This window comes from Variovorax boronicumulans (genome assembly GCF_029892485.1).
In the GTDB taxonomy this organism is placed as follows: domain Bacteria; phylum Pseudomonadota; class Gammaproteobacteria; order Burkholderiales; family Burkholderiaceae_C; genus Variovorax; species Variovorax boronicumulans_B.
On the sequence record NZ_JARXVG010000008.1, the window covers coordinates 138,498 to 163,873 of the forward strand.

General features: G+C 68.3%; 27 protein-coding genes. 7 read left to right on the forward strand and 20 right to left on the reverse strand.

Annotated features, from left to right (window positions below):
* Positions 1 to 22: 22 nt before the first annotated feature.
* The 5 genes from M2282_RS19585 to M2282_RS19605 are packed head-to-tail and all read right to left on the reverse strand — an operon-like array spanning position 23 to position 5,198.
* Positions 23 to 997 (reverse strand): Bug family tripartite tricarboxylate transporter substrate binding protein, encoded by a 975-nt coding sequence (locus tag M2282_RS19585; RefSeq protein ID WP_280810568.1) that lies wholly within the window; start codon positions 995 to 997, stop codon positions 23 to 25.
* Positions 997 to 2,307, reverse strand: a complete 1,311-nt coding sequence (hmgA, locus tag M2282_RS19590) for a homogentisate 1,2-dioxygenase (protein WP_280810439.1) — start codon at positions 2,305 to 2,307, stop codon at positions 997 to 999. The genes M2282_RS19585 and hmgA overlap by 1 nt, the downstream gene beginning before the upstream one ends.
* A 40-nt stretch (positions 2,308 to 2,347) precedes the next feature.
* Positions 2,348 to 2,545 (reverse strand): DUF2783 domain-containing protein, encoded by a 198-nt coding sequence (locus M2282_RS19595; RefSeq protein ID WP_432422917.1) that lies wholly within the window; start codon positions 2,543 to 2,545, stop codon positions 2,348 to 2,350.
* Positions 2,542 to 4,179: an FAD-dependent oxidoreductase gene (locus M2282_RS19600; RefSeq protein WP_280810441.1), complete on the reverse strand. Its 1,638-nt coding sequence runs from the start codon at positions 4,177 to 4,179 to the stop codon at positions 2,542 to 2,544. Before M2282_RS19600 ends, M2282_RS19595 begins: the two co-directional genes overlap by 4 nt.
* Before the next feature lie 59 nt (positions 4,180 to 4,238).
* Positions 4,239 to 5,198 carry an MBL fold metallo-hydrolase gene (locus M2282_RS19605; protein WP_280810442.1) on the reverse strand — a complete coding sequence of 320 codons (960 nt, stop codon included), beginning with the start codon at positions 5,196 to 5,198 and terminating at the stop codon, positions 4,239 to 4,241.
* A gap of 151 nt (positions 5,199 to 5,349) precedes the next feature.
* Between M2282_RS19605 and M2282_RS19610 the strand changes: the two genes are divergently transcribed.
* The gene (locus M2282_RS19610; RefSeq protein ID WP_280810569.1) at positions 5,350 to 6,234 is read left to right on the forward strand and encodes an IclR family transcriptional regulator; all 885 of its coding nucleotides are present in this window, start codon (positions 5,350 to 5,352) and stop codon (positions 6,232 to 6,234) included.
* Complete coding sequence (locus M2282_RS19615) at positions 6,231 to 6,983, forward strand: SIR2 family NAD-dependent protein deacylase (RefSeq protein ID WP_280810443.1); 753 nt, start codon at positions 6,231 to 6,233, stop codon at positions 6,981 to 6,983. The genes M2282_RS19610 and M2282_RS19615 overlap by 4 nt, the downstream gene beginning before the upstream one ends.
* A gap of 21 nt (positions 6,984 to 7,004) precedes the next feature.
* Here the strand turns inward: M2282_RS19615 and M2282_RS19620 are convergent, their stop codons facing one another.
* The 7 genes from M2282_RS19620 to M2282_RS19650 all read right to left on the reverse strand — a co-directional run bounded on the left by M2282_RS19620 (position 7,005) and on the right by M2282_RS19650 (position 12,634).
* The gene (locus M2282_RS19620) at positions 7,005 to 7,532 is read right to left on the reverse strand and encodes a pentapeptide repeat-containing protein (protein WP_280810444.1); all 528 of its coding nucleotides are present in this window, start codon (positions 7,530 to 7,532) and stop codon (positions 7,005 to 7,007) included.
* A 130-nt stretch (positions 7,533 to 7,662) separates the two neighbouring features.
* Entirely contained in the window at positions 7,663 to 7,884 is a 222-nt protein-coding gene (locus M2282_RS19625; RefSeq protein ID WP_206176729.1) for a hypothetical protein, read from the reverse strand.
* A gap of 50 nt (positions 7,885 to 7,934) precedes the next feature.
* Entirely contained in the window at positions 7,935 to 8,603 is a 669-nt protein-coding gene (locus tag M2282_RS19630; protein ID WP_280810445.1) for an ABC-type transport auxiliary lipoprotein family protein, read from the reverse strand.
* A 15-nt stretch (positions 8,604 to 8,618) separates the two neighbouring features.
* A complete protein-coding gene (locus tag M2282_RS19635; RefSeq protein ID WP_280810446.1) occupies positions 8,619 to 9,575 on the reverse strand; it encodes an MlaD family protein in 957 nt (318 codons plus the stop codon).
* A 9-nt stretch (positions 9,576 to 9,584) separates the two neighbouring features.
* Positions 9,585 to 10,421 carry an ABC transporter ATP-binding protein gene (locus tag M2282_RS19640; protein ID WP_280810447.1) on the reverse strand — a complete coding sequence of 279 codons (837 nt, stop codon included), beginning with the start codon at positions 10,419 to 10,421 and terminating at the stop codon, positions 9,585 to 9,587.
* An 8-nt stretch (positions 10,422 to 10,429) separates the two neighbouring features.
* Positions 10,430 to 11,596 carry an MlaE family ABC transporter permease gene (locus tag M2282_RS19645; protein ID WP_280810448.1) on the reverse strand — a complete coding sequence of 389 codons (1,167 nt, stop codon included), beginning with the start codon at positions 11,594 to 11,596 and terminating at the stop codon, positions 10,430 to 10,432.
* A 132-nt stretch (positions 11,597 to 11,728) separates the two neighbouring features.
* Positions 11,729 to 12,634 (reverse strand): LysR family transcriptional regulator, encoded by a 906-nt coding sequence (locus M2282_RS19650; protein WP_280810449.1) that lies wholly within the window; start codon positions 12,632 to 12,634, stop codon positions 11,729 to 11,731.
* 92 nt (positions 12,635 to 12,726) lie between these two features.
* On the opposite strand from M2282_RS19650, the gene M2282_RS19655 reads away from it, so the two are divergent.
* Genes M2282_RS19655 through M2282_RS19665 form a run of 3 tightly spaced genes read left to right on the forward strand, consistent with a single transcriptional unit; the run spans position 12,727 to position 15,229 of the window.
* Positions 12,727 to 13,356, forward strand: a complete 630-nt coding sequence (locus M2282_RS19655) for a hypothetical protein (protein ID WP_280810450.1) — start codon at positions 12,727 to 12,729, stop codon at positions 13,354 to 13,356.
* 6 nt (positions 13,357 to 13,362) lie between these two features.
* Positions 13,363 to 13,572, forward strand: a complete 210-nt coding sequence (locus M2282_RS19660; RefSeq protein WP_280810451.1) for a hypothetical protein — start codon at positions 13,363 to 13,365, stop codon at positions 13,570 to 13,572.
* Positions 13,573 to 13,588: 16 nt separating this feature from the next.
* Positions 13,589 to 15,229 (forward strand): GMC family oxidoreductase, encoded by a 1,641-nt coding sequence (locus M2282_RS19665; protein ID WP_280810452.1) that lies wholly within the window; start codon positions 13,589 to 13,591, stop codon positions 15,227 to 15,229.
* Between the two features lie 9 nt (positions 15,230 to 15,238).
* Here M2282_RS19665 and M2282_RS19670 read toward each other — a convergent pair whose 3' ends face one another.
* The 7 genes from M2282_RS19670 to M2282_RS19700 are packed head-to-tail and all read right to left on the reverse strand — an operon-like array spanning position 15,239 to position 21,947.
* Entirely contained in the window at positions 15,239 to 16,306 is a 1,068-nt protein-coding gene (locus M2282_RS19670) for an ABC transporter substrate-binding protein (protein WP_280810453.1), read from the reverse strand.
* Between the two features lie 12 nt (positions 16,307 to 16,318).
* Positions 16,319 to 17,512 (reverse strand): NAD(P)/FAD-dependent oxidoreductase, encoded by a 1,194-nt coding sequence (locus M2282_RS19675; protein ID WP_280810454.1) that lies wholly within the window; start codon positions 17,510 to 17,512, stop codon positions 16,319 to 16,321.
* Positions 17,509 to 18,918: an NAD(P)/FAD-dependent oxidoreductase gene (locus M2282_RS19680; protein ID WP_280810455.1), complete on the reverse strand. Its 1,410-nt coding sequence runs from the start codon at positions 18,916 to 18,918 to the stop codon at positions 17,509 to 17,511. The genes M2282_RS19675 and M2282_RS19680 overlap by 4 nt, the downstream gene beginning before the upstream one ends.
* Positions 18,915 to 19,220 (reverse strand): (2Fe-2S)-binding protein, encoded by a 306-nt coding sequence (locus tag M2282_RS19685; RefSeq protein ID WP_280810456.1) that lies wholly within the window; start codon positions 19,218 to 19,220, stop codon positions 18,915 to 18,917. Before M2282_RS19685 ends, M2282_RS19680 begins: the two co-directional genes overlap by 4 nt.
* Positions 19,221 to 20,015 (reverse strand): ABC transporter permease, encoded by a 795-nt coding sequence (locus M2282_RS19690; RefSeq protein WP_013538787.1) that lies wholly within the window; start codon positions 20,013 to 20,015, stop codon positions 19,221 to 19,223.
* Positions 20,016 to 20,019: 4 nt separating this feature from the next.
* Positions 20,020 to 20,880, reverse strand: a complete 861-nt coding sequence (locus M2282_RS19695; protein ID WP_280810457.1) for an ABC transporter permease — start codon at positions 20,878 to 20,880, stop codon at positions 20,020 to 20,022.
* Positions 20,877 to 21,947 (reverse strand): ABC transporter ATP-binding protein, encoded by a 1,071-nt coding sequence (locus tag M2282_RS19700; RefSeq protein WP_280810458.1) that lies wholly within the window; start codon positions 21,945 to 21,947, stop codon positions 20,877 to 20,879. The genes M2282_RS19695 and M2282_RS19700 overlap by 4 nt, the downstream gene beginning before the upstream one ends.
* Before the next feature lie 206 nt (positions 21,948 to 22,153).
* On the opposite strand from M2282_RS19700, the gene M2282_RS19705 reads away from it, so the two are divergent.
* Positions 22,154 to 23,032 (forward strand): IclR family transcriptional regulator, encoded by an 879-nt coding sequence (locus tag M2282_RS19705; protein ID WP_280810459.1) that lies wholly within the window; start codon positions 22,154 to 22,156, stop codon positions 23,030 to 23,032.
* Here the strand turns inward: M2282_RS19705 and M2282_RS19710 are convergent, their stop codons facing one another.
* On the reverse strand, positions 23,033 to 23,533 hold the full coding sequence (locus tag M2282_RS19710; RefSeq protein WP_280810460.1) for a hypothetical protein: 501 nt from the start codon (positions 23,531 to 23,533) through the stop codon (positions 23,033 to 23,035).
* Positions 23,534 to 23,750: 217 nt separating this feature from the next.
* On the opposite strand from M2282_RS19710, the gene amaB reads away from it, so the two are divergent.
* Entirely contained in the window at positions 23,751 to 25,289 is a 1,539-nt protein-coding gene (gene amaB / locus M2282_RS19715) for an L-piperidine-6-carboxylate dehydrogenase (RefSeq protein WP_280810461.1), read from the forward strand.
* Positions 25,290 to 25,376: the final 87 nt, after the last annotated feature.

Here is a 25,376-nt window from a genome sequence, read left to right on the forward strand (position 1 = left end):
GGGTATCTTTCTGTGGATCTGTTCAATCTGCGGTCATGCCGGCCTTCTTGGCCACATCGCCCAGGCGCTGGTATTCGGTCTGCGTGAGCGTGGCGAGCTCCTGCGCGGTCGAGCCGCGCGGCGAGAAGCCCGCCTGCTGCAGCTTGGCCTTCACGTCGGGCATCGCGAGCGCTTCGACAAAGGCTTCGTTCAGCGCCTTCACGACGGGCGCCGGCAGGTTCGCCGGCCCGTACACGCCGAACCACGGATCGAGCGCATAACCCTTCAGGCCCGCCTCGGCCATCGTCGGCACGTCGGGCAGCGACGGCGAGCGCGCCGGCCCGGCAACAGCCAGCGCGCGCAGCTTGCCGGCCTGGATGTGCGGCAGCGACGCGGGCAGGTTGTCGAACATCACGCCGATGTTGTTGCCCAGCATGTCGGTGATGGGCGGGCCGCTGCCCTTGTAGGCCACGTGCACGAGCTCGGTGCCGGTCATCTGCGCGAACATCACGCCCGCGAGGTTCATCGAGGTGCCGGCGCCCGCAGTGGCGTAGGGCAGGCCCGGGTTCTTCTTCGCGGCCGCGATCAGGTCGGGCACCGACTTGATCGGCGATGCCGCCGGCACTTCGAGCACGATGGTCGAGGTGCCCAGCAGGCTGATCGCGGTGAAGTCGCGGCGCGGGTCGAAGGCCATCGACTTGTAGATGTGCGGGTTCAGCGCATTGGTCGAGATCGCGCCGAAGCCGATGGTGTAGCCGTCGGGCGCGGCCTTGGCCACGGCGTCCATGCCGATGTTGCCGCCCGCGCCGCCGCGGTTGTCGATCAGCACCGGCTGGCCGAACTTTTCCGACACTTTCTGACCCACGGTGCGCGCCACCAGGTCGGTGGTGCCGCCGGGTGTGTAGGGCACGATGAAGCGGATCGGCTTCGAGGGAAAGTCCGCCGCATGCGCGAGGAAGGGTGCAGCGAGGAGCGCGAGAGCCGCCGCGCGGCGCGTGAGAGCGAATGCGTTCTTCATCATGGCTTGAACTGGTCCTTCAGGCCCGCCCAGCAGTCGGCGTAGTCCGTGTCGAGCGCCGGGCTCTTCAGCGCGAAGTTGGTCGGAATGAAGCGGTAGCGGCTCTCGAACATGAAGGCCAGCGTGTTGTCGAGCTTGTGCGGCTTCAGGTCGGCGTTCGTGGCCTTGTCGAAGGCTTCCTCGTCCGGTCCGTGCGGCACCATGCAGTTGTGCAGGCTCGCGCCGCCGGGCTTGAAGCCGCCCGGCTTGGCGTCGTACTCGCCCAGCACCAGGCCCATGAACTCGCTCATGAGGTTGCGGTGGAACCAGGGCGGGCGGAAGGTGTTCTCCATCACCATCCAGCGCGGCGGGAAGATCACGAAGTCGCAGTTCGCGGTGCCGGGCGTATCGCTGGGCGAAGTCAGCACGGTGAAGATCGACGGGTCGGGATGGTCGAAGCTGATCGAGCCGATCGCCATGAAATGCGCCGTGTCGTACTTCACCGGCGCGAGGTTGCCGTGCCAGGCGACGACGTTGAAAGGCGACTGCTTGGTCGGCGCCTTCCAGAAGCGGCCAGCGAATTTCTTGACCAGTTCATAGGCGCCGCCGTCTTCTTCGAAGGCCGCCACGGGCGCCTGGAAGTCGCGTGCGTTGGCCAGGCCGTTCGAGCCGATAGGGCCCAGCTCGGGCAGGCGGAAATGCGCGCCGTAGTTCTCGCACACGTAGCCGCGCGAGAGGCCATCGGGCAGCGCCACCTTGAAGACCATGCCGCGTGGCAGCACCGCGATTTCGCCGGGCTTCACGTCGAGCACACCGAGTTCGGTGGTGATGACGAGGCGGCCCTGCTGCGGCACCACCAGCATCTCGCCGTCGGCGTTGACGAAGGCGCGCTTGTCCATCGAGCGGCCCGCCAGGTACATCAGCGAGCCGATGCCGACCTGCGATTCGGCATCGCCATTCGCCGCGACCGTGTGCATGCCGTCGATGAAGTCGGCCTCCGCGGCGCCGTCGAGTGGCATCGGATGCCAGCGCATCGGCTCGGGCGGCAGCGCGATCTCGCGGTCGGCGCCGGTGGTCCAGTGCGGCTGCGCATAGGGCTGGTAGCGGCCCGACACCACCGAAGGCTGGCGGCGGTAGAGCCAGGTGCGGCGGTTCTCATGGCGCGGCGCGGTGAAGGCGGTGCCCGAGAGCAGCTCGGTGTAGAGATCGAAAGGTCCGCGCTGCGGATTGTTGCGGCCCTGCGGCAGGGCGCCCGGAACGGCTTCGGAAGCGTATTCGTTGCCGAAGCCGCCGAGGTAGCGCCGGTCGTCGTTGGCGGAAGCTGGGGTCATGGTGTTCTCTCTCGAAAATCGCGATGAGGTGGGAGTGTGTTCAGCTGCTGCGCGCGGCCTCGAAGGCCTCGCGCAGCACGGCGAGCGAGCCGATGTGGTTGGCCAGCACGAGCACGAGGCGCGCGTTGAAGGCGTGGCTCTCTTCGGTGGAAAGCCCCTGGTGCGCCTCGATGAGCGCCTCGTAGAAATCGTCGGGCGCCTCGAGGTTCGGCGCGGTGTTCAGGTGTTGCATGTTCATGCCTTTGCCAGTGCGTGATCGACGGCCGCGCGGATGTCCGCAGGCGTGGGTTGCCTCCAGCGCGCGCACACATGCTGATCGGGCCGCAGCAGGTACACGGTGCCGGGTCGGGCGTCGTAGCGCTGGATGGCGAGTTCGCCTTCGGGCGATGTGCCCTGCACGCGCACGACATGCAGCGCGCGGTCGCTGGCCTTCAGCGCCCGGGCGCTGCGTTCGGCGGCCTCGCCCGTGCCGAACACCAGGGCGGTGAACTGCGCCACATGGCATTCGCGCAGCAGCCAGCCGGTGCGGCCATCGACGTGCACGGTCGGCGCATCGGCGGCGGCGGCGCCGGGCACCATCGCGCCCTGGAACGCGTCGGCGTCGGGCGTGTTGAGCGGCGAATCGCGCAGCACCGCCGGCACCGAGAGCCGTCCGCTGTTGACCAGCGTGCGTGCGAAGGGCTGGTGCCTGGTCAGCGCAAGCACCGCATCGCGGAACAGGCGGCTCACCTCGCTCTTGGGCGTGATGAAGTCGGTCGCGCGCGTGGAGTTGCGGATGTTCTCGTCGGCCGCGAATTCGCGCTCGCTGGCGTAGCTGTCGAGCAGCGCATCGGGCGCCTCGCCGCTGACCACGGCCGCCAGCTTCCACGCCAGGTTGTCCGCGTCCTGCACGCCCGAGTTCGCACCGCGCGCGCCGAAGGGCGACACGCCGTGCGCCGAGTCGCCCGCGAACAGCACGCGGCCGTGGCGAAAGCGCTCCATGCGCTGGCAGGCGAAGGTGTAGACGCTGGCCCAGCCGATCTGGAACTGCACGTCGGCAAAGCCGATGCTGTCGAGCAGCGCGCGCACGCGCGGCGTGATGTTCTCGGGCTTGCGTTCTTCCACAGGGTCGGCGTCCCAGCCGAGCTGGAAGTCGATGCGCCACATGCCATCGGCTTGCTTGTGCAGCAGCACGCTCTGGCCGGGGTGGAACGAGGGGTCGAACCAGAAGCGGCGCTCGGTAGGCAGCTGGGCGTCCATCGTGATGTCGGCAATCAGGAAGCGGTCGCGGAACACGCGTCCCTTGGCCTCCTGGCCCAGCAGCTGCCGCAGGTTGGAGCGCGAGCCGTCGCAGGCGGCGACGTAGCCGGCTTGCAGCCTGTAGCCGCCGTCTGGCGTTTCGATGGTGAGCACTGCGCCGTCGTCATGCTGCTCGATGCCCGTCACCTTGTTGTTCCAGCGCAGGTCGATCAGCGGCAGCGTGTTCGCGCGTTCGACGAGGTAACCCTCGACGTAGTACTGCTGCAGGTTGATGAAGGCCGGACGCTCGTGGCCGGGCTCGGGCAGCAGGTCGAAGCGGTAGACCTGCTCGTCGTGGAAGAACACCTTGCCCACGTTCCACGACACGCCCTTGTCGACCATGCGGTCGCCGCAGCCCAGGCGGTCGAAGACCTCCAGCGTGCGCTTGGCAAAGCAGATCGCGCGCGAGCCGCTGGAGAGGGTGTTGTCGTTGTCCAGCAGCACCACGGGCACCTGGCGCAGCGCGAGGTCGATGGCGAGCGTGAGGCCGACCGGGCCGGCGCCGACGATCACCACGGGGTGAGGGGCCGGGGTCGCTGCGTCCTGGTCGGGGTGGCGTTTGTAGTCGAAGCGCAGGCTTTGGTAGTCGATCACGTTTGTCTCCGTGTCTTTTGTCTTGCTCCTCCCCCTGAAGGGGAGGGAGCAATGCGGGTTCAGCCTTCCAGCGCCTTCCACATGTCGATGTCCCGCTGCGCCGTCCACACGCGCGGATCGGCATGGCCCGACGCCTCGTCATACGCCCGGCTCACATCGAACGGCATGCAGTGGTCGAAGATCACCCACTGGCTGTACTTGGGCTTGAGCTTCGCGTAGGTGTCCTTGTAGACCGTGTTCAGGTCGCGCCCGGCCTTCACGCCTTCCTGCACGCTGGCATACACGTCGGAGATGAAGTTGCGCGTGCCCGTGAGGCCCTCGGCCACGGCCTCCGGCGTGGTGAGCGCGGCGCCGCGGCCCGGCACCAGCGCGGCGGGCTTCAGGGCTGCGATGTTGTCCAGCGTCTGCGGCCAGTCCTGGAAGTAGGCGTCGCCGGCATACGGCGTGGCGCCGAACTCGACCAGGTCGCCCGAGAGCAGCGTGCGCTCTTGCGGCAGCCAGACGACGGTGTCGCCCTTGGTGTGCCCGCGGCCCAGCTGGATCAGCTGCACTTCGAGCTTGCCCAGCCACAGCGTCATCTTGCCGGTGAAGGTCATCGTGGGCCAGGTCAGGCCCGGGGGCACGGTCTCGACGTTCTGGAACAGGCGCGGGAAGCGGCCGATTTCGCTGGCCTTGTCTTCCTCGCCGCGCTCCACGATCAGGTCGCGCGTGTCCTGGCTCGCCAGGATGTGTTCGGCACCGTAGCCCGCCGCGCCCAGCACGCGCACTGCGTGGTAATGGGTGAGCACCACGTACTTGATGGGCTTGTCGGTCACTTCGCGGATGCGGCGCACCACGTCGGCCGCCATGGCGGGGGTGGCCTGGGTGTCGGCGACCAGCACGCAGTCGTCGCCGATCACGATGCCGGTGTTCGGGTCGCCCTCGGCGGTGTAAGCCCAGGCGTGCTCGGAGATCTGGCTGAAGGTGATCTTCTTTTCTTCCATGTCGGCCTGGCTGGCGAACTTCTTGGCTTGGCTCATCGGGTTGTCTCCGGTGTGTGGGGGATGTATGGTTATTCGTTTAGGGCAAACGAATTCGTGGATGACGAATTTTCGCAGTGTAAGCCGCGGATCAGTTAATGTCTAATCCCTTCTTCATGAACGAACGATCGGCAGGCCGCCCGTGACCCAGGTGCCCAAGGACTCCAGCGACACCCCCGAGACACCCGACACCGACCGCGCCGCCCAGCGCGGCATCCAGAGCATCGAGGTCGGCGGCCAGCTGCTGCGTGCGCTGGTGCACCACGGCCGGCCCATGGCGCTGAAGGACCTGGCACGCGAAGCCGACATGACGCCCGCCAAGGCCCACCCCTACATGGTGAGCTTCGGGCGGCTCGGGCTCATCGAGCAGGATCGCGCCAGCGGCCACTATCTGCTCGGACCGCTGGCCTTGCAACTGGGGCTCATCAGCCTGCAGCAGGCCGACCCGGTGCACATTGCCACCCCGATGCTCAGTCCGCTCGCGCAGCAGATCGGCCACACGGTGGCGCTTGCCGTCTGGGGCGCGCGGGGCGCAACCATCGTGCGCACGGCCGAGTCGCCCTCGCCGGTGCATGTGAACATGCGGCACGGCACGGTGTTCTCGCTGACCAACACGGCCTCGGGCCGCATCTTCGCGGCCTACCTCGATGCCGAGGTGGTGCGCCGACTGCTCGAGGAAGAGCGCCTGCGCCAGAAGCAGCGCAAGGGCGCCGTCGAGCCGGCATCTCCCGCCGGCATGCCCCGGGTGCAGCCGCTGCCGTCGTGGAGCGACTTCGAGCGCCAGCTGCAGGAAGTGCGCGCGCACGGCATCAGCCGCTCCGACGGCGAGGTGATCGAAGGCGTGAGCGCCATGGCCGCGCCGGTGTTCGACCACACCGGCGCCATCGTGCTCGCCGTGACCGCCATCGGCCCGGCCGGCATCTTCCATACGGCGTGGGATGGCGAGCTCGCGCGCGCACTCAAGGCCTGCGCGGGCACCGTGTCGCAACGGCTCGGCGCCACGGGGCCCCTGGATCTTCGAAAACCAGAGCGATGACGCGACCCACCGCCACCGACACAGGCCCTTCTTCTTCACTCGAGTCCGCCATCGCGCTGCTGCGCGATGCCCGGCGCATCGTCGTCTTCTCGGGCGCCGGTTTGTCCCGTGCCTCGGGCATCCCGACCTACCGCGATTCGGACGGCCTCTGGAAAAACCAGAGCGCCCTGCAGTTCTCCCATGCCGAAGACCTGAAGCGCGACCCCCCGGGCTTCACCAAGTTCTGGGGACAGCGCGTCTCGGTGGTCGAGTCGGCCGCGCCCAATCCGGGGCACCGGGCGCTCGCGCAACTGCAGCGGCTGCGCCCGGCGACGCGCCTCGTCACGCAGAACGTCGACGGCCTCCTGACCCAGGCGGGCGGGCTCGACGTGCTCGAACTGCACGGGTCGCTGCGCCGCTGGCGCTGCGACCACTGCGGCAACCGCAGCGGCCCCTGGCCCTTTCACCGGTGCCTGCGCTGCGGTTCGCATGCGCGGCCCGACGTGGTGATGTTCGGCGAGATGCTCAACCCCGGCGTGCTGCTCGAAGCGCAGGTGGCGGCGCAGGAGTCGGACCTCTTCATGGTGGTCGGCAGCACGACCATCGTCTATCCGGCCGCCGAGTTGCCCGAGCTTGCGATGGCGCGCGGCAGCCGTCTCATCACGCTGAACCTTGAGCCGCTGCCACACCTGGACGGTTCGGCGGCGGTGGTGCTGCGGGGCACTTCCGAAGATCTGTTGCCGCAATTGCTGGCCGGGATGAGCGACTAGCTTCGTGACCTCCGTGCGCCGTCAGTTGATGCGCGCGTTGGTGAGCTGCATGTCTTCGAACTGGCTGCCCGTGAAGTCGACCTGTTCGCCTTGCAGGTCGGCGGCGCTCACTTGCCGGCCGGTGCACGCCAGCAGGTTCACTTGCGACCAATGGCTGGCATCGAAATTCAGCGCGGTCCAGTGGCATCGGGTGAAGGTGCAGCCGCTGAGCTGGCTGGCTTTCAGCTGCGATGCATTGAACGTGCAATCAATGAAAGTGCAGCCGCTGATCCTGATCCGCTGCATGTCGCACAGGCTGAACGCGCAGCCGTTGAATTGGCATGAGGTCCAGACCGCATCCATGAAGGTAGTCGACGTGAAGCGGCTGCCGCCGAACGTGCTGGATGCGAAGGTGGACAGGTTCAGATCCAGTCCGGCATAGGCATTGCCATCGCTTTCACCCGCCAGCCCGGCGGGTGCGCCGCCGATGCCTTTGCGCCATTTGTCATGGTCCTGGATGATTTGAAGAGAGCTCATGGAAGGGCGCGAAAAATGATGGAGGGGGCGCATTGTGCGAATGCGTCCGCAGCCCGGGAACAGGGAGACATGTTCCGGCCACTATTGCAGTGCGACCACCGTGACGGATTGCATGGAGGCTGCCTTCGCGCCGGCCGCCCCCGGCCCCGCAGTGCGCGGGCGCTCAGCCCTTCTTGCCGCCCAGCAGCACCAGCGCGCCGCCCACCACGATGGCGGCCACGCCGGCCCAGGCGGGGAAGTTGACGGTCTGCTTTTCCTTCACCGAGAACTCCAGCGGGCCGAGCTTGGCCTGGTGGGTTTCCTTGGTGAAGCTGAAGCTGCCGAGGCCCAGGGCCGCGATGCCCGCCACGATCAACAGGATGCCGACGATGCGTGTTGCGTTCATGGGGCGGGTCTCCTCGTGTATTGAATTGCGCGCAGCGAACCGGGCACAGCTTACTGCCGGGGCTGGCGTTGCAGTTGGTCCATCCACTGCGTGACCTCGGCCACGGCCGCATCGCTGGCGGCGGCCAGCGCCTTCACGCCGCCGGGCGCATCGGCGCTCGGTGCGGGGCGGCGCACGGTGATGGTCTTCTGGCCCAGCACGCGATCGCCGCCGGTGGTGCCGCGGATCAGCGTGGCGCGCAGCCGCACGAGGCCCACGCTGCTGGCGGGCGAGTCGAAGTAGTGGCTGAACTCGTCGAGCGAAATGCGCAGCGTGTCGGGCACCTCGCCCTTGCTGCGGGAGATGGTCGCGCTTTCTTCCGGGCCGAGCACCATGCGTCGCTCGGCAAGGCTGTCGCGCAGCCGCTGGCGCAGCAGTTGCGCAGGCGCCTGGCTCCAGCGCGACTGGCCGTAGGGGCGCAGTTCGTTGGCGTCCGCGTAGCCGAGGCGGTAGAGGATCTGGGTGCCGTCCAGGCGCGTGTTGCTCTCGATCTCGGCCAGGGCCAGGGTCGGCAGCGCGGCAGTGGGTGCGGCGGCCGGCGCCGTGGCGACGGGCCCGGGGCCGAAGTCGTACAGCGCCGCGCGCGCGGGCTTGTCGGGCAGCGCGCCGCAGCCGGCAAGCACTGCCGAAAAGCCGATGCCCGCGAGGACCGCGGCGAGGGAGTGGGTGTTTGTCTTCATGCTCGTCACCTTCGATCAGGGGCGCGCGGCCGGCGCGGAGAAACCCGGCTCGCCCGGGCCCGCCGCGGCGCCGCCGTTGCCGAACAGCAGCGATTGCGGGTTGTCGTTGATGCCGTCCGCCGCGCGGCCCAGCCGGCGCACCGCGCGCGAGGTGTCGTCGGCCACGCGGTTCACGCGCGGCAGCGTGGCGGCGTTGAACGAGTCGACCGCCTGCGCAAGCGCCTTGGTGCCGTCGCTCAGGCGCTCCACCGGGCCGTCGGGCGCGTTCAGCCGGCCCACGGTGGTGTTGAAGTTGTTGGCCACGCGCGAGACGTCGCCGGCCGCCTTCTTCACCGAGCCCAGCGTGTCGGGCAGCTTCTCCAGCGCCGGGTTCAGGCCGGTCTTCACTGTGTTGTCGAGCGTCTTGAGGAGCGTGTTGGCGCTGGCCGAGGCAGCGGCGATGTTCTCCAGCGCATCGGCCGCGCGCTTCTGGTTGGGGTCGCTGAGCAACTGGTTGGCGCGCTTGGTCACTTCCTCGACCTGGTTGATGATGGCCTCGCCGCGGTCCTGCAGCTGCGCAAGCATCGAGGGCTTGAGCGGAATGCGCGGCGGGTTGTCGTTGTCGGGCTTGAGCGCGACCTTCGATTCGCCCTTGTCGTCCAGCGCGATGAAGGCCAGGCCGGTCACGCCCTGGTAGCTCAGCGTGGCGAAGCTCGAGGTGGTGAGCGGCACGCGCTCGTCGACCGTGATGCGCACCCGCACGTTGCCTGTCACCTTGGGGTCGAAGTCGATCAGCACCACCTTGCCAACCGCGATGCCGCGGTAGCGCACCATCGCCTGCGGCTGCAGGCCGCTGACCGCATCGCGGGTGGACAGCTCGTAGACGTTGCGCACGGTGTTGTCGCGCGTGAACCAGATCACCAGCCCGACGAGCACGGCCAGAAGGCCGAGCACGAAGGCGCCGGCGGCGAGGGCATGGGCCTTGTTTTCCATGGTGGCTACCTACCTTTCGGCGCGCGCGGCTTCGGGCCGCGGCGCATGTTGTTCCGGTGCTGGCTTGTCATGCAGCGCCTCCAGGGCGCGCTGTCCGCGTCCGCCCAGAAAGTATTCGTGGATGAAGGGATGCGGGTAGGCGATGACCTCGCGCGCCGTGCCGCTCACGATGACCTTCTGGTCGGCCAGCACCGCGATGCGGGTGCTCAGGTCGAACAGCGTGTCCAGGTCGTGCGTGACCATCACCACCGTCAGGCCCAGCTCGCGGTGCAGGCCGCGCAGCAAATTGCAGAAGCTGTCGGAGGCCTCGGGGTCCAGGCCCGCCGTGGGCTCGTCGAGCAGCAGCAGGGGCGGGTCCATGATGAGCGCGCGCGCCAGCGCCACGCGCTTGATCATGCCGCCCGACAAATCCGACGGGCTCTTGTACGCATGCTGCGGCTCCAGCCCCACCATCTGCAGTTTCACGAGCGCCGCGTGCCGGATCAGCTCGTCGGGCAGGAGCTTCAACTCGCGCAGCGGAAAGGCGATGTTCTCCAGCACGCTGAAGGCCGAGAACAGCGCACCGTGCTGGAACAGCATGCCCACGTTGGCCGCGCCCGAGGCGCTGAGTTCGCCGGGCTGCTGGCCCAGCACCTCGACCACGCCCTGCGTCGGCTTCTCCAGCCCGAGGATCTGGCGCAGCAGCACCGTCTTGCCGGTGCCCGAGCCGCCGACCAGCGAGAGCACCTCGCCGCGGTCGATGTGCATGTCGAGGTTGCGGTGCACCACCTGTTCGCCGTCGGCGTTCTTGAACACCGTCCAGAGCTTGCGGATGTCGACGACGGTGGCGTCGGCACTGTTGTTCATGGCGGTATTCATCCCCGGAACCCGATGCCTTTGAACAGCACCGCGAACAGCGCGTCCACCAGGATCACCGCGGTGATCGACGTCACCACCGACGAGGTCGTGCCGCGTCCCAGGCTCTCGGTGTTGGGCTTGACCTTCATGCCGAAGTAGCAGCCGATCAGCGCGATCAGGATGCCGAACACCGCCGACTTGGCCATCGCGAGCCAGAGGTTCGCGATCGGCACCGCGCGCGGCAGCGCCGAGAGGAAGTAGGCCGGCGAAATGTCGAGCGCCGCGTCGGCCGCGAGCATGCCGCCCAGGAGCGCCGCCATCGAGGTCCAGAGACTGATCAGCGGCATCGCGATCGCCAGCGCCAGCACGCGCGGCATCACCAGGCGAAAGCCGTGCGGGATGCCCATGACGCGCATCGCGTCGAGTTCTTCGGTCACCCGCATCACGCCGATCTGCGCGGTGATGGCCGAGCCCGAGCGCCCGGCGATCAGCACCGCCGCCAGCACCGGCCCCAGTTCGCGCACCAGCGAGAGCCCAAGGATGTTGACCACGAAGGCCTCGGCGCCGTACTGGCGCAGTTGCTGCGAGATCAGGTAGGCCAGCACCACGCCGATCAGCAGCCCGACGAGCGCCGTGATGTGCAGCGCCGTGGCGCCGAACTGGTAGAGATGCCCCGAAAAATCGCGCCACGGCCCGCGGTGCGGGGCGCGGATGAGCGTGCCCACGTCGATGGCGAGCTGGCCGACCAGCCCGACGAAGTCGCGCGCCACATACATCAGGCGGGGTCCGTTCTGCGAGAAGGTGCGGATGCGGTCGGCCAGCGTCCTGGGCGGCTCTTCCGGCGTGGCGACGGTGTATTGCGCCACCTGGTCGAGCACCGACTTGTGCTGCGGCTCCATCTCCAGCGTCGCGGGCCATTCGTGGCGCCAGTGCTCCCACAGCAGCTGCGCGCCGATGTGGTCGAGCTGCTCGACCGGGCGCAGGTCCCACGCGCGGTCGTCCGCGGGTGGCGCTGCTTCCAGGCTTTTCGACAGCGCCTGCCAGGCGGGCAACGACGACATGCCCAGCGCTGTCCAGCGGCCGCTCGCGACCGTCCACTGGCGGCCTTCCTGCTCCTGCTGCGCGACACGCGGCAACACGCTGTCGGCGGCCTGGGCGTCGGCAGTCGGAGTGGCGGAAGGCATGGGGCGGATGAGCAGAAAGTAAACAAAAAACCGGGTCCGGGGGATGCGCGCATCGTAACCGCGTGCATCCGGTGTTCATGTGCTCCAGACCCCTCATTCGCGTAGGGCGGTGCGCCGTTTTTCAGCTGCTCTTCAGCCCCACGCCTTGGCCAGCGCGTCCCAGGCGCTCGCGATCACCGGTTCGTCGCGCCGCGAGGCCAGGGAGACGAAACGCAGCGCGCAATCGAGCTGCACCCGGTCGGCCATCGCGAGGCCGTGGGCCTGGCATTCGCGGATCGCGATGGAGTCGCGCACCAGGCTCAGGCCGACGCCGGACTTCAGCAGGTCGAGCATCGATGCCTCCTGGTCGACCAGCGCCACGCGACGCGGCGAAAGACCCAGCGGCGTGAACATGCGCTCCAGCAGCCGGTGGTGCGCCGACTCGGGCGGCGTCGCGAGCCAGGGCAGCGCGGCCAGCGCCTTCCAGTCGCGCCCCTGCACCTGCGGGCCCCAGCCGGCGGGCGCAACCACGCGGTAGGTGAAGCGGGTGAGGGTGCGGACCGAGAGCGCAGGTGTTGTCGCGGCTTGGTCGTCGTCGCCGGGGTCGAGGTGAAACCCCACGTCCAGGTCGCCGCGCTGCACCTGCGCGAGCACGCTGCCGCTCATGCCGTGGCGCAGCTCGGTCTCGATCTGCGGCGCGGCCTCGACCAGCTCGCGCAGGAACACGCCCAGTCGGGTGAATTCGGGGTCAAGGATGGTGCCGATGCGCAGCGCTCCGCGCACCGTGCCCTGCAGCTTGCGCGCGGCCTGCTGCAGGTCGCCCACGGCGGCCAGCACCCGCTCGGCCTGCGGCAGCATCGCCGCGCCGTCGGCCGTGAGCGCGAGCCCGTGCGGTGTTCGGGTAAAGAGCGTGAGCCCGGTTTCCTCGGCCAGGCGCTTGAGCTGCAGGCTCACCGCGGGCTGCGTGAGGTGCAGCCGCTCGGCCGCGCGCGAGACGTTGCCCTCCCTCGCGGCAAGAACGAAGGCGCGCAAAATCTGCAGGTCGATGGCGGCAGTCATATAAGACCAATTTATAAGCCAGTCGCGCCGAAATCATTGGCCTTTCATACGAAGCGCGGGCTAAATCCTGGTGCTAAGCCCTCACCATGTCCATGAATCCTGGAAATATCGACGCATCCGAGCCGATCGCCGGCCGCACCGGCCATACGGGCGGCATCGAGTCCTTCACGCTCGACGGCCGGCGCTTCTACTTCGGTTACGACCACAAGCAGGGGCAGGTGCTGTCGCCGGCGATCGACGACGCCGCGGCAATGGCGCGCTTTGCCAGCCGCCACATGCTGGCGATTTATCCCGGACGCCTGTTCGGGCTTCTTGGCAAGACGGGACCTAAGGACGAGGCCTTCTGGGCAGAGCTGGTGACCTGGTCCGAGAACGCCTCCGACCTGCGCCCGGACCTGCCCGACCGCACGCTGAGTCACATGCGGCTCGTCGCGAGTGTCTCGACGCTCGCGCTGGCGATCATGGAGAACCGCGTGGTGTACGGGTTCGCGCTCGACATGCTGCCGTGCGACCTGCTCGCCGCTGCGGGAGACGGCATGCCGGCCCCGGCCGATGGGCAAGAAGGCATCGAGGCATCGATCGCCATCGTCTCGGGCAACGCACCCCTGCCGCCGGGCCGCGAGGTCGCCGACGTGGCACTTGCGCTGCAGGCCCGGCTGAACGCACTGGTACAAGGGGCGCACGGCAACTGGGCGGAGGTGTTCCCGATGCTGGAATCCTGAGAAGGTGTGAACGAATCCGCCATGCCCGCTCATCCCGCCCAGACACACCCGCTCGGCGTTGCAAATGCTCGCCATAGCCCGAGCTATGGCTGCGCTTTGCGCCTTGATCGGGCGCGCCTGGGCGGGCTGCTCGGACAGGCCGGATTCATTCACACCTTCAAAGCGGCGCGCAGTGCGGCCGAACGCAACAAGACATCGACGACCGTGCAACCCTGAGCAACGAACAAGAACCATGCGAGACAACGACAACACCTTCGACTACATCATCATCGGCGCCGGCACCGCGGGCTCGCTCATCGCCAACCGCCTGAGCGCCGACAAGACCAAACGCGTGCTGCTCATCGAAGCGGGCCGCCGGGACGACTACCACTGGATCCACATCCCGGTCGGTTACCTCTACTGCATCGGCAATCCGCGCACCGACTGGCTCTACAACACCGAGCCCGATGCGGGCCTCAACGGCCGCGCGCTGCGCTATCCGCGCGGCAAGACGCTGGGCGGCTGCTCCAGCATCAACGGGATGATCTACATGCGCGGCCAGTCGCGCGACTACGACCAGTGGGCCGAGCTCACCGGCGACGACAGCTGGCGCTGGCAGAACGTGCTGCCCGCTTTCAAGAAGCACGAGGACTTCTATCTCGGTGCCGACGAGATGCACGGCGCAGGCGGCGAGTGGCGCGTCGAGAAGCAGCGGCTGCGCTGGGACATCCTCGACGCGTTCGCCGAAGCCGCGGTGCAGGCCGGCGTGCCGCACACCACCGACTTCAACCGCGGCAGCAACGAAGGCGTGGGCTACTTCCAGGTCAACCAGAAGAACGGCTGGCGCTGGAACACCGCCAAGGCGTTCCTCCGGCCCACCTGCTACGGCCGGCCGAACTTCGAGCTGTGGACGGGGGCGCAGGTCTCGCGCCTCCTCTTCGAGAAAAACGAAGACGGCACGCAGCGCTGCACCGGCGCCGAGGTGTGGAACGGCAGCGAGATGAGCACCGCGCGCGCCGAACGCGAAGTGATCCTCTGCGCGGGCGCCATCGGCTCGCCGCAGATCCTGCAGCTCTCGGGCGTGGGCCCGGCCGACTTGCTGCGCCAGCACGGCATCGACGTGGTGCTCGATGCGCCCGGCGTTGGCGCCAACCTGCAGGACCACCTGCAGATCCGCGCGGTCTACAAGATCGACGGCGCGCCCACGCTCAACGTGCTCGCGTCGTCGATGGTCGGCAAGGCGAAGATCGGTCTCGAATACCTGCTCAAACGCAGCGGCCCCATGAGCATGGCGCCCTCGCAGTTGGGCGCCTTCACGCGCAGCTCCGACGCCTACGAATGGCCGAACCTCGAGTACCACGTGCAGCCGCTCTCGCTCGATGCCTTCGGCGATCCGCTGCACAGCTTTCCGGCCTTCACCGCGAGCGTGTGCAACCTCAACCCGACGAGCCGGGGCTCGGTGCGCATCAAGAGCAAGCGCTTCGAAGATGCGCCCGCCATCGCGCCCAACTACCTGAGCACCGACGAAGACCGCAAGGTCGCCGCCGACTCGCTGCGCGTGACGCGCCGCATCGCCGCGCAGCCCGCGCTCGCCAAGTACAAGCCCGAGGAATGGAAGCCCGGCGTGCAGTACCAAACTGACGAAGACCTGGCGCGCCTGGCCGGCGACATCGCGACCACCATCTTCCATCCGGTCGGCACCACGAAGATGGGCGCCGACGGCGACCCGATGGCGGTGCTCGATGCGAAGCTGCGCGTGCGCGGCATCCAGGGCCTGCGCGTGGTCGATGCGGGCGCGATGCCGACCATCACGAGCGGCAACACCAACAGCCCCACCTTGATGATGGCCGAGAAGGCCGCGGGCTGGATCCTCGAGGCCAACCGCGCGGCTTGAGGCCGGCGCCTACTTCTCGATCGTCTTGTTCCAGCGCGAATTCCACGCCGGCCGGTTCGCGTTGATGCTTTCCCAGTCGATGGTGATCGCCGTCTTCATCCACTTGTTGATGTCCGCCACCTGCGTCGCACCTTCGCCCACGGCCGGCGCCTTCGGGTTGGTCGGGATCTGCGCGCCGTACTGAAGCACGTTGGCCTGCGCCAGCGGACTCAGCAAAAATTCGGCGAGCTTCTGCGACAGCTCGGGCTCGCTGTTGTTGGCGATCACGCACTGGCCCACCATCAGCACCACCGCGCCTTCCTTGGGTGGTGCGTACTCCACGGGAATGCCCTTGACCTTGAGCGCGGCCACGGCCGTGGGCGTGAGCGGGAAGATCGCCGCCTCGCCCGTCTGCACCATCTCCGAGAGCTTGGCCGAGCTCGGGATGTACTCGAGCACGTTGGGTCCGACGGTGGTGGGCCAGGCCTTGAAGCCCGGCTCCACGTTCTTGTCGTTGCCGCCCTGGATGCGGTTGAACATCAGGAAGCCGTGCAGTCCGAACGAAGACGACGACATCGACTGGAACACCACCTTGCCCTTGAACTTCGGGTCGGCCAGGTCCATCCACGAGGTGGGTGCGGCCCAGCCCTTTTCCTTGAACATCTTGGCGTTGTAGGCCAGGCCCGTCATGCCCAGGCTCACGCCGCTGGCCATGTCGTCCTTGAAGCGCGCGGCGGGGTAGATCTCGGCGAGCGACGGGTTGGGCTTCTGCTTCTGGCACAGGCCCATGCCGATGGCGCGCACCATGATGCCGTCGTCCAGGAACATCACATGCATCTGCGGGCGGTCCTTGTTGGCCTGCGCCTTCGCGAGGATGTCCGACGAGGTGCCGGGCACCACCACCACCTTGGCGCCGTAGAGCTTCTCGAAGGCCGGGAACACATACTGGGTGTACGCCTTCTCCATGGTGCCGCCGTTCATGCCGATGTAGAGCGTCTTGGTCTGCGCGCTCGCCGTGCCGGCCGCCGCGAGCAGGGAAATCGCCGCCGCCCCGAGCAGGGTCCGGCGAAGGGAGAAGGTCTTCTGGATACGGGACATGGTGGTTGCCTTTCAGGGGAGGGTGGGGACGGAAGCGATAGAGGAGGAGGGGAGGGTCTGTTCTTCATCCGCGCCTTCTCCCTCTTCTTCGGGGAAGAGACGGTCGACCGCGAATGCATCGATCGGCGTGCTGCTGTAGCCGTCGCGCACCAACTCGGCCAGCACTTCGCCGGCCGCCGGTCCGATCTGGAATCCCGCGCCCGAGAAGCCGAAGCCATGGAACAGGCCGGGCGTGGTGCGGCTGGGCCCGAGCACCGGCTGGCGGTCGGGCATGTTGCCCTCGGTGCCGCTCCAGGTGCGGATGAAGTGCGCATGGCGCAGCGCGGGTAGCAGCTCGATGGCCTGCACCGCGAGCGTGGCGATGGCATCGCGGTCGACGCGGGCGCGGTCGGCATCGAGGGCATAGCCTCGCCCGCCGCCGAGCACGAGGTTGCCGCGCGCCACCTGCCGGCCGTAGATGCCGCCGCCCTCGACGCCCAGGCTCCAGACCATGAAATGCGGCAGCGGCTCGGTCACCACCATCACCGGATGGCTCGCGCGCAGCGGCACCGCCTCGCCGAACTGGGCGGCGAGGGGGCCGGCCCATGCGCCTGCGCAGTTGAGCAGCACCGGCGCATGCACTTCGAGCGCATTGCCCGAGCGCAGCATGAACATCGCGCCGTCGTGCGCGACCTCGTCGACCGGGTGGCGCTCGAAGATCTGCGCCCCCGCGCGCTGCGCCGCGAGCGCGAAGGCGGGAGACACCAGCCGCGGATTGGCCTGCCCGTCTTCCACGCACAGCGAACCGCCGACCGCGCGCGGGCCGAGCCAGGGGCAGCGCTCGCGCAGTCGGGCAGCGGAGACCAGCTCGAGCCCGAGGTCGAAGTCGAGGCTCTGCGCGCGGTAGCGTTCGAGCGAGGCCATGTCCGATTCGCTGCGTGCGATCTTGAAGTGGCCCGAGCGCAGGTATTCGCCATCGGTGCCGATCAGCGAGGGCAGGCGGCCCCAGATCCGGTGCGCGCGCTGCGCGAGCGGCAACTGGCTCAGCGGCCGGCCCTGGCGCCGCACGCCGCCGAAGTTCACGCCGCTGGAACGCGAGCCGCAGAGGTCGCGCTCCAGCAGCGCCACGCCGATGCCCATCTGCCGCAGCGCGAGCGCGGCCGACGCGCCGACGATGCCGCCGCCGACGATGGCCACATCGGTGCGCAGCGTCTTGATCGAACTCATGCGTCCGCTCCTTCGCTGGCCGCGCGCGTGGCGAGCTGGATCGGAATCGGCTTGATCGGCGCCTGCCCGCGCAGCCGGCCCACCTGCTGCAGCGGCTGGCCTGTGGCGTGCGCGAGGATCTCCGCAGCCGCCACGCCGCACATGCGGCCCTGGCAGCGGCCCATGCCGACGCGCGAAAGGGCCTTGAGGCGGTTCATTTCATCGGCGCCGTTGATGCGAACGGTCTCGCGCAGCGTGCCGGCCGTGATGTTCTCGCAGCGGCAGACGACGAGATCGTCGGGCGCGTTCGCGGCCCAGTCCTGTGGGAGTGGAAAGGCGCGTTCCAGTCCGCGACGAAAGCCCTTCAATCCTTCGAGCTTGCGTTCGAGCGCATCGGCGCGTGCGGTATCGACGGCCACGCCGCGGTCCGCAAGCAGCGCGAGCGCGGCACGCTCGCCGGCCCACTCGGCCGCATCGGCGCCCATGATGCCGGCGCCATCGCCCGCGAGGTACACGCCGGGGGCGCTCGCGCGGCCCGCCGCATCGCGCACCGGCAGGTGGGCGCGGTGCATCGGTGCGAATTCGAAGCGGCAGCCGAGCAGGTCGGCGAGCTGTGTCTCGGAGCGCAGCGCGTAGCCGAAGCCGACGGCGTCGCAGTCCAGCGTGCGTTCTTCACGGCCGTCGTGCCACGCGACGCCGGTGACGCGGCGTGCGCCGTCATCACCGAGCACGCGCAGCGGACGCACGCCGCTGTGCAGCGGCACGCCGTGCGCACGCAGCCACGCGACGAAGTACACGCCCTTCGCGAACACGGCGGGTTGCCGCAGCATCGCGGGCGTCGCGGCGATCTGGTCCGAGAGGCGCGCGGTGTCGAGCACCGCCGCGACCTTCGCGCCGGCCTTCGCATACTGGTACGCCACGAGGTACAGCAGCGGCCCCGTGCCCATGAACACCACGCGCTCGCCGATGGCGCAGCCCTGGAACTTGAGCGCGACCTGCGCGCCGCCGAGCGTGTAGACACCGGGCAGCGTCCAGCCCGGCACGGGCAGCACGCGGTCGGTTGCGCCGGTCGCGACGATCAATGCGGCATGCGGCACGCGCGTCGTGGTGCGCGACGGGTTGTGCAGCACGTCGAGCACGCCGCCCTGTGCGTTCCACACGAGGCTGTCGGGGCGGTAGTCGATGCGGTCGCGCAGCGCGTCGAAGGCTTGGTGCACCGCGTTCGCGCGCGCAGCCTCGAAGCCGTAGAGCGTGGCCGCGGTGCGCTGGATGAAGTTGGCGGGTGGGCGGCGGTAGATCTGGCCACCCGCGCGTGCGGCCTCGTCGATCACGACGGGCCGAAAGCCATGCGCAACCAGCGCTTGCGCCGCGCGCACGCCGGCCGGCCCGGTGCCGACGATCACGGGTTGAAGCTCGGCATTCGTCATGCGCCGCTCCGCCCGGTGACCAGCGCCATGCCCGGCGCGATGAAGGTGGAGCAGGCGCGCAGGCGCTCGCCTTCGGCGGTCGCGATCCAGCAGTCCTGGCAGGCGCCCATCATGCAGAAGCCGGCGCGCGGCGTGTCGCTGAATTCGTTGCGGCGCAACTGGCTGGCCTGCGTGAGCACGGCCGTGAGCACCGTGTCGCCGGCCAGTGCGGAGGCCGGCTCGCCATCGAGCGTGAAGGCCACCGCGGCGCGGCCGGTCTCGGCCACGCGATGCAGCAGTGCGGGGGATGCATTCGATGTCATCTACTTGCGCCCCACCAGCACGCGGTCCAGCCCGTAGAGCCGGTCGAGGATCACCATCGCGATGGCGGTCACCGCCACCATCAGCGCCGACACCGCCGCCATCAGCGGATCGATCGACTCGGTTGCATACATGTACATGCGCACCGGCAGCGTCACCGTGCTCGGCGAGGTCACGAAGATCGACATCGTCACTTCGTCGAAGCTGTTGATGAAGGCGAGCATCCAGCCGCCCGTGACGCCCGGCAGGATCATCGGCAGCGTGATGCGACGGAACACCGTCGCCTGGCTCGCACCCAGCGAGAGCGCGGCCTGCTCGGCGCTGCGGTCGAAGCCCACGAGCGCGGCCACGACAAGGCGCAGCGTGTACGGCGTGACGATCAGCGCATGCGCCATCACCAGCCAGCCGAAACTGCCCGTGCCGCCCACCAGCGCAAACAGCCGCAGCAGCGCCACGCCCAGCACCAGGTGCGGAATGATCAGCGGCGAGAGAAACAGCGCGTTGAGAAAGTCGCGCCCCGGAAACTCGTAGCGCGTGATCGCCATGCCCGCAGGCACCGCCAGCAGCGTGGCGATGGTGGCCGAGGCCAGCGCGAGCCACAGGCTGTTCCAGAACGACTGCATGAAGTCCGGGTGCGCGAACACCGCGGCGAACCAGCGCAGCGAGAAGCTGGTGGTCGGAATGGTCAGCGTGTTCTCGGGCGTGAACGCGACGATGCACACCACCAAGAGCGGCGCCAGCATGAAGGTGATGACGAGCGCGTTGAACGCGAGGGCGAACGGGCCGTTCTTGCTCATCGCTTCAGCCCAGCGCTTTCTTGTAGCGGCCTTCGACGAGGCGGTTGTAGCTCAGCATCACGATCAAATTCGCGGCGAGCAGCGTGAGCGCGATGGCGGCGCCGAGCGGCCAGTTCAGCTCGCTCAGATACTCGTCGTAGACCACGGTCGCGACCATCTTCAGGCGACGTCCGCCGAGCAGCCCCGGAATCGCGAACGAACTCGCGGCGAGGCCGAACACGATCAGGCTGCCCGAGAGAATCCCCGGCATCACCTGTGGCAGCACGATGCGCCGCAGCGTGGTGAAAGGCGAGGCCTTGAGCGACAGCGCCGCGTTCTCGACACCGGGGTCCAGCTTCTGCAGCGAGGTCCACACCGGAATCACCATGAACGGCAGCATCACGTGGACCAGCGCGACGATCACTGCGATCTCGGTGTAGAGCATCTTCACCGGACCGATACCCACGAGGCCGAGCAGCGAGTTCACGGCACCCTCGGGCCCGAGCAGCATGCTCCAACCGAAGGCGCGCACCACCACCGACACCAGCAGCGGCGCCAGCACCACCAGCAGCAGGACCGAGCGCCACGGGTTGCGCATGCGGCTGAGCACATAGGCCTCGGGTGCGCCGATGACCACGCAGATCAACGTGACCAGCGCCGAGATCCAGAAGGTGCGCCAGAAGATGCCGTGGTAGTACGAGTCGGTGAACACGTGCACGTAGTGGTCCAGCGTGAACTCGCCGGCCTTCGGCCCGGTGGCCGGGTCGTACACGTTGAACGACAGCACGGCCGTGAGCAGCAGCGGCACCAGCAGCAGCGCGGTGAACAGCAGCAGGGCGGGGCCTGACAGCCACCACGGCGCGGCCTTGTTCTTGATGCCGCTCATGCCGCGACCGCCTCCTCGGCCGGCAGCAGGCGGGTGCAGTGCGCGGGCCAGTCGATGCCGACGGCGTTGCCTTCGTCCAGCGCATCGCGGCCGTCGTTGGGGCTCAGCACCATCAGGTCGCCGGCGGGCGTGGCCACGCGATAGAGCCACTGGCTGCCGAGGAAGAAGCGCTCCTGCACCGTGCCGTCGAGCCGACCGCGGCCGGCCGTGACCAGCTGCAGCTTTTCAGGCCGCACGCTCAGGAGCACCGCGGCACCGGACTTGAAGCCGTCTTCGTCGACCTGCACCGCGAGCGGGCCGACCGCGACGTTGCAGCTGCCGGTGCTGCAAGCGGTCACGCGCCCGTTCAACAGGTTGGCCTTGCCCACGAAGGTGGAGATGAAGCGCGTGCTCGGATGCTCGTACACGCGGTGCGGATGGTCGATTTGCGTGGCACAGCCGCCTTCCATCACCACCACGCGGTCGCTGATCGACATGGCCTCGCTCTGGTCGTGCGTGACCATCACCGTGGTGGTGCCGACCTTGCGCTGGATCTGGCGCAACTCGAACTGCATCTCTTCGCGCAGCTTGGCGTCGAGGTTGGAGAGCGGTTCATCGAGCAGCAGCACCGGCGGCTCGATCACCAGCGCGCGGGCGAGCGCCACGCGCTGCCGCTGGCCGCCCGAGAGCTCGCGCGGGTAGCGCGTGGCGTGCGGCTCCAGGTGCACCAGCGCCAGCGCCTGCTTCACGCGTTCGGTGCGCTCGGCCTTGGGCATCTTGCGCATCTCCAGGCCGAAGCTCACGTTGTCGGCCACCGTCATGTGCGGAAAGAGCGCGTAGCTCTGGAACACGATGCCCAGGCCGCGCGTGTTGGCCTTCGCGTTCGTGATGTCCTTGCCCGCGAGTTCGATGCGGCCGCTGGAGACGGCCTCGAAGCCCGCAATCATCTGCAGCGTCGTGGTCTTGCCGCAGCCCGAGGGGCCGAGCAGCGAGACGAACTCGCCCTTTTCGACGGTGAGGTTCATCGCCGACACCGCGCGGGTGCTGCCGTAGAACTTGGTCACGTCGGTGAGCCGTAGGAATGACATGGAAGCGCCTTTCGTGGGGGCAAGAAAGATGGCGTGCGACGTCTTGGTGCAGGCCATGGACCGCTGAGTACTTTCAATTCACTCTATTGCAACGTTTGCGCCAGAACGCCTCGGGTATTCCATTAATCAGAATATTTCTCTGATTTATTCCATCCATTGGAATATCAATCCTAAAATCACCTCAGGGAATTTCACAGGAGCAAGGCATGGAAACCCCTTCGGAGGCGCAGTCGACGTCGCAAGCTGCCAGCGGCGGCGTGCCGCGCGTCTTTTCGGTGATCCGCGCGCTCGGCGCGGTGCAGGCTGAAGGCGGCCGCGTGACCCAGATCGCACGGTCCGTGGGCCTGACGCAGGCCACCACGCACCGTTTGCTGCAATCGCTCATGGCCGAGGGCATGGTCGAGCAGGACGAGCGCAGCAAGCTCTACAGGCTGAGCATCGATTTCTTCGCCCTCGCGGCGAGCGCGGGGAACCCCGGCGACCTGCGCTCCATATGCAGGCCAGTGCTGCTGCGGTTGTGCGCGAGCCTGGGGGACAGCATCTTCCTGCTGGCGCGCAGCGGCTTCGACGCCATCTGCCTGGACCGCAGCGAGGGGCCGTTTCCGATCCGCTCGTTCACCGGCGACATCGGCGGACGCATCGCGCTGGGCGTGGGGCAGGGGGCACTGGCGATCCTGGCCTTCCTGCCGGAGGCGGAGCGGGAAGAAGTGATTCGCTTCAACCTCTCGCGGGTGCGCGAGTACGGCGTGTACGACGAGGTCTACCTGCGCACCGAGATCGAGCGCGTGCGCCAGCAGGGCTATGCGGGGCGCAACACCGGGCTGCTCGAAGGCATGGCGGGCGTGGCGGTGCCGATCCTCGACCGCGAAGGACGCGCGGTGGCGGCGCTGAGCGTGGGCACGATTGCCGACCGGCTCAATGCCGACCGCATGCCGACGGTGGTGGAACTGCTCAAGCGCGAGGCGGCGGCCATCGGGCCGAAGATCAACCCCTTCGATGCGACGCTCAGGAGGCCGGCGCAGAGCCTGGCAGGCTCGCCGGCGGGGCAGCGCATCGCGTTGCCCGAACCGCCCAGCCCGGACTGATCACTTCAGCTTCCGGTCTTCGCTCTTGGCTTCCGCCATCGCCTCGGGCTCGAGCTCCTCGGCGTAGCGGTTCAGGCGGATGAAGATGCCCCAGCCCGCCATCAGCAGGCCGACGGCGCCGAGCATCGCGGCGGCGTGCAGCATCAGTTCGGGCGCCTCGCGCGCCTTGAAGGTTGCCACCAGCCCTTCGACCGCGACGGCCACCACGATGACCACCATGAAGCGCGAGAGGAATCGGCGCACGCGGGTCGGCGCGCCGATGTGCGCGTCGCGCACCACTTCCTCCTCAAGCACGGTCTGCGAGATCTGCAGCGCCACCACGCCGGCGGCCAGCAGCCCGACCGCCTCGATGATCGCCTCGGCCGCAGGAAGGTCCAGGCCGTGCATGACGGCGCCCCAGCCCGCGCGCGCTGCGATCACGACCAGCACGAGCGACGCGATGGCGAATGCGAGCGCCATGAGCGCATGGATTGCGGCGTAGAGGGAGTGGATGAGCTTCATGGCTTTGTCCGCAGGGTGAGGGTGCGGAATCTTCGGTGCGGCCCTGCGGCTTGCGCGTAGGCGTGCAGCCCGACGCGGGGGGGGCTGTGCCGAGTTCATTCCGCAAACGCATCAAGTCCTTCCATTTTTTCACTAGGCAAGCGCGCGGGATTCGCAGATATTGGCCGGGTTTCCCGCCCTGTTGCCTTTCTTCTTCCCTCCTTTGCGGAGCGCGCCCATGTCCGAAACCCAATCCCCCGTTTCCCTTCCCACCGAAGTCGAACAACTGCTGCAGCGCCTGGGCGTGCCCCGCACCGCCTACACCGGCGGCGAGCTGACGGTGCGCTCGCCGGTCAGCGGCGAGGCGATCGCGCAGGTGCCGCAGACCACGGCCGTGGAAGCCACCGGCGCCATCGGCCGCGCGCACGAGGCCTTCAAGGCCTGGCGCAATGTGCCGGCGCCGCGCCGCGGCGAGCTGGTGCGCCTTCTGGGCGAAGAACTGCGCGCCGCCAAGCGCGACCTGGGCCGCCTAGTCACGCTGGAGGCCGGCAAGATCCCGTCCGAAGGCGCGGGCGAGGTGCAGGAAATGATCGACATCTGCGACTTCGCGGTCGGCCTCTCGCGCCAGCTCTATGGCCTCACGCTGGCCACCGAGCGCGCCGAACACCGGATGATGGAAACCTGGCATCCGCTGGGCGTGTGCGGCGTGATTTCTGCCTTCAACTTCCCCGTGGCCGTGTGGTCGTGGAATGCGGCGCTTGCGTTGGTGTGCGGCGACTCGGTGGTGTGGAAGCCGTCTGAAAAAACCCCGCTCACGGCGCTGGCCGTGCACGCCATCGCGCAGCGCGCCATCGAGCGTTTCGGCGACGCGCCCGAAGGCCTGCTCGGCTTGCTGCTCGGCCAGCGCGACATCGGCGAGGTGCTGGTGGACGACCACCGCGTATCGATTCTCTCGGCCACCGGTTCGACCGCGATGGGCCGGCAGGTGGCGCCCAAGCTGGCCGCGCGCTTTGCCCGCGCCATTCTGGAACTGGGCGGCAACAACGCCGCCATCGTCACGCCCTCGGCCGACCTCGACCTCACGCTGCGCGGCATCGCCTTCTCGGCCATGGGCACGGCCGGCCAACGCTGCACCACGCTGCGCCGCCTCTTCGTGCACGACAGCGTGTACGACCAGCTCGTGCCCAAGCTCGCGAAGGTCTACGGCAACGTGCAGGTGGGTGATCCGCGCGAGGCCGGCACGCTGGTCGGTCCGCTGATCGACCGCGCGGCCTTCGACGGCATGCAGAAGGCCTTGAGCGAAAGCCGCGAGATCGGCGCGACGGTGCACGGCGGCCACCGCGTGGAAGGCATCGGCACGCAGGACGCCTACTACGTGCGCCCCGCGCTGGTGGAACTGAAGTCGCACGATGGCCCGGTGCTGCGCGAGACCTTCGCGCCCATCCTCTATGTGGTGCGCTACAGCTCGCTGGACGAAGCCATCGAATGGCACAACGCAGTGGGCGCGGGGCTGTCGTCGTCGATCTTCACGCTCAACGTGCGCGAGGCCGAACGCTTCATGTCCAGCGCCGGTTCTGACTGCGGCATCGCCAACGTCAACATCGGCCCGAGCGGTGCCGAGATCGGCGGCGCCTTCGGTGGCGAAAAGGAAACCGGCGGCGGGCGCGAAGCCGGCTCGGACAGCTGGAAGGCGTACATGCGCCGCGCCACGAACACCATCAACTACTCGACGGCATTGCCATTGGCTCAAGGCGTGACCTTCGATATCGGCGACTGATCGCCCCCGGCCTGTCGTGCTTGCCGCGCAGCGTCTCGCTGCAGCGGCAAGGCGGCGGCCGCGCGCATCCAAGAAAAACCACCAGGA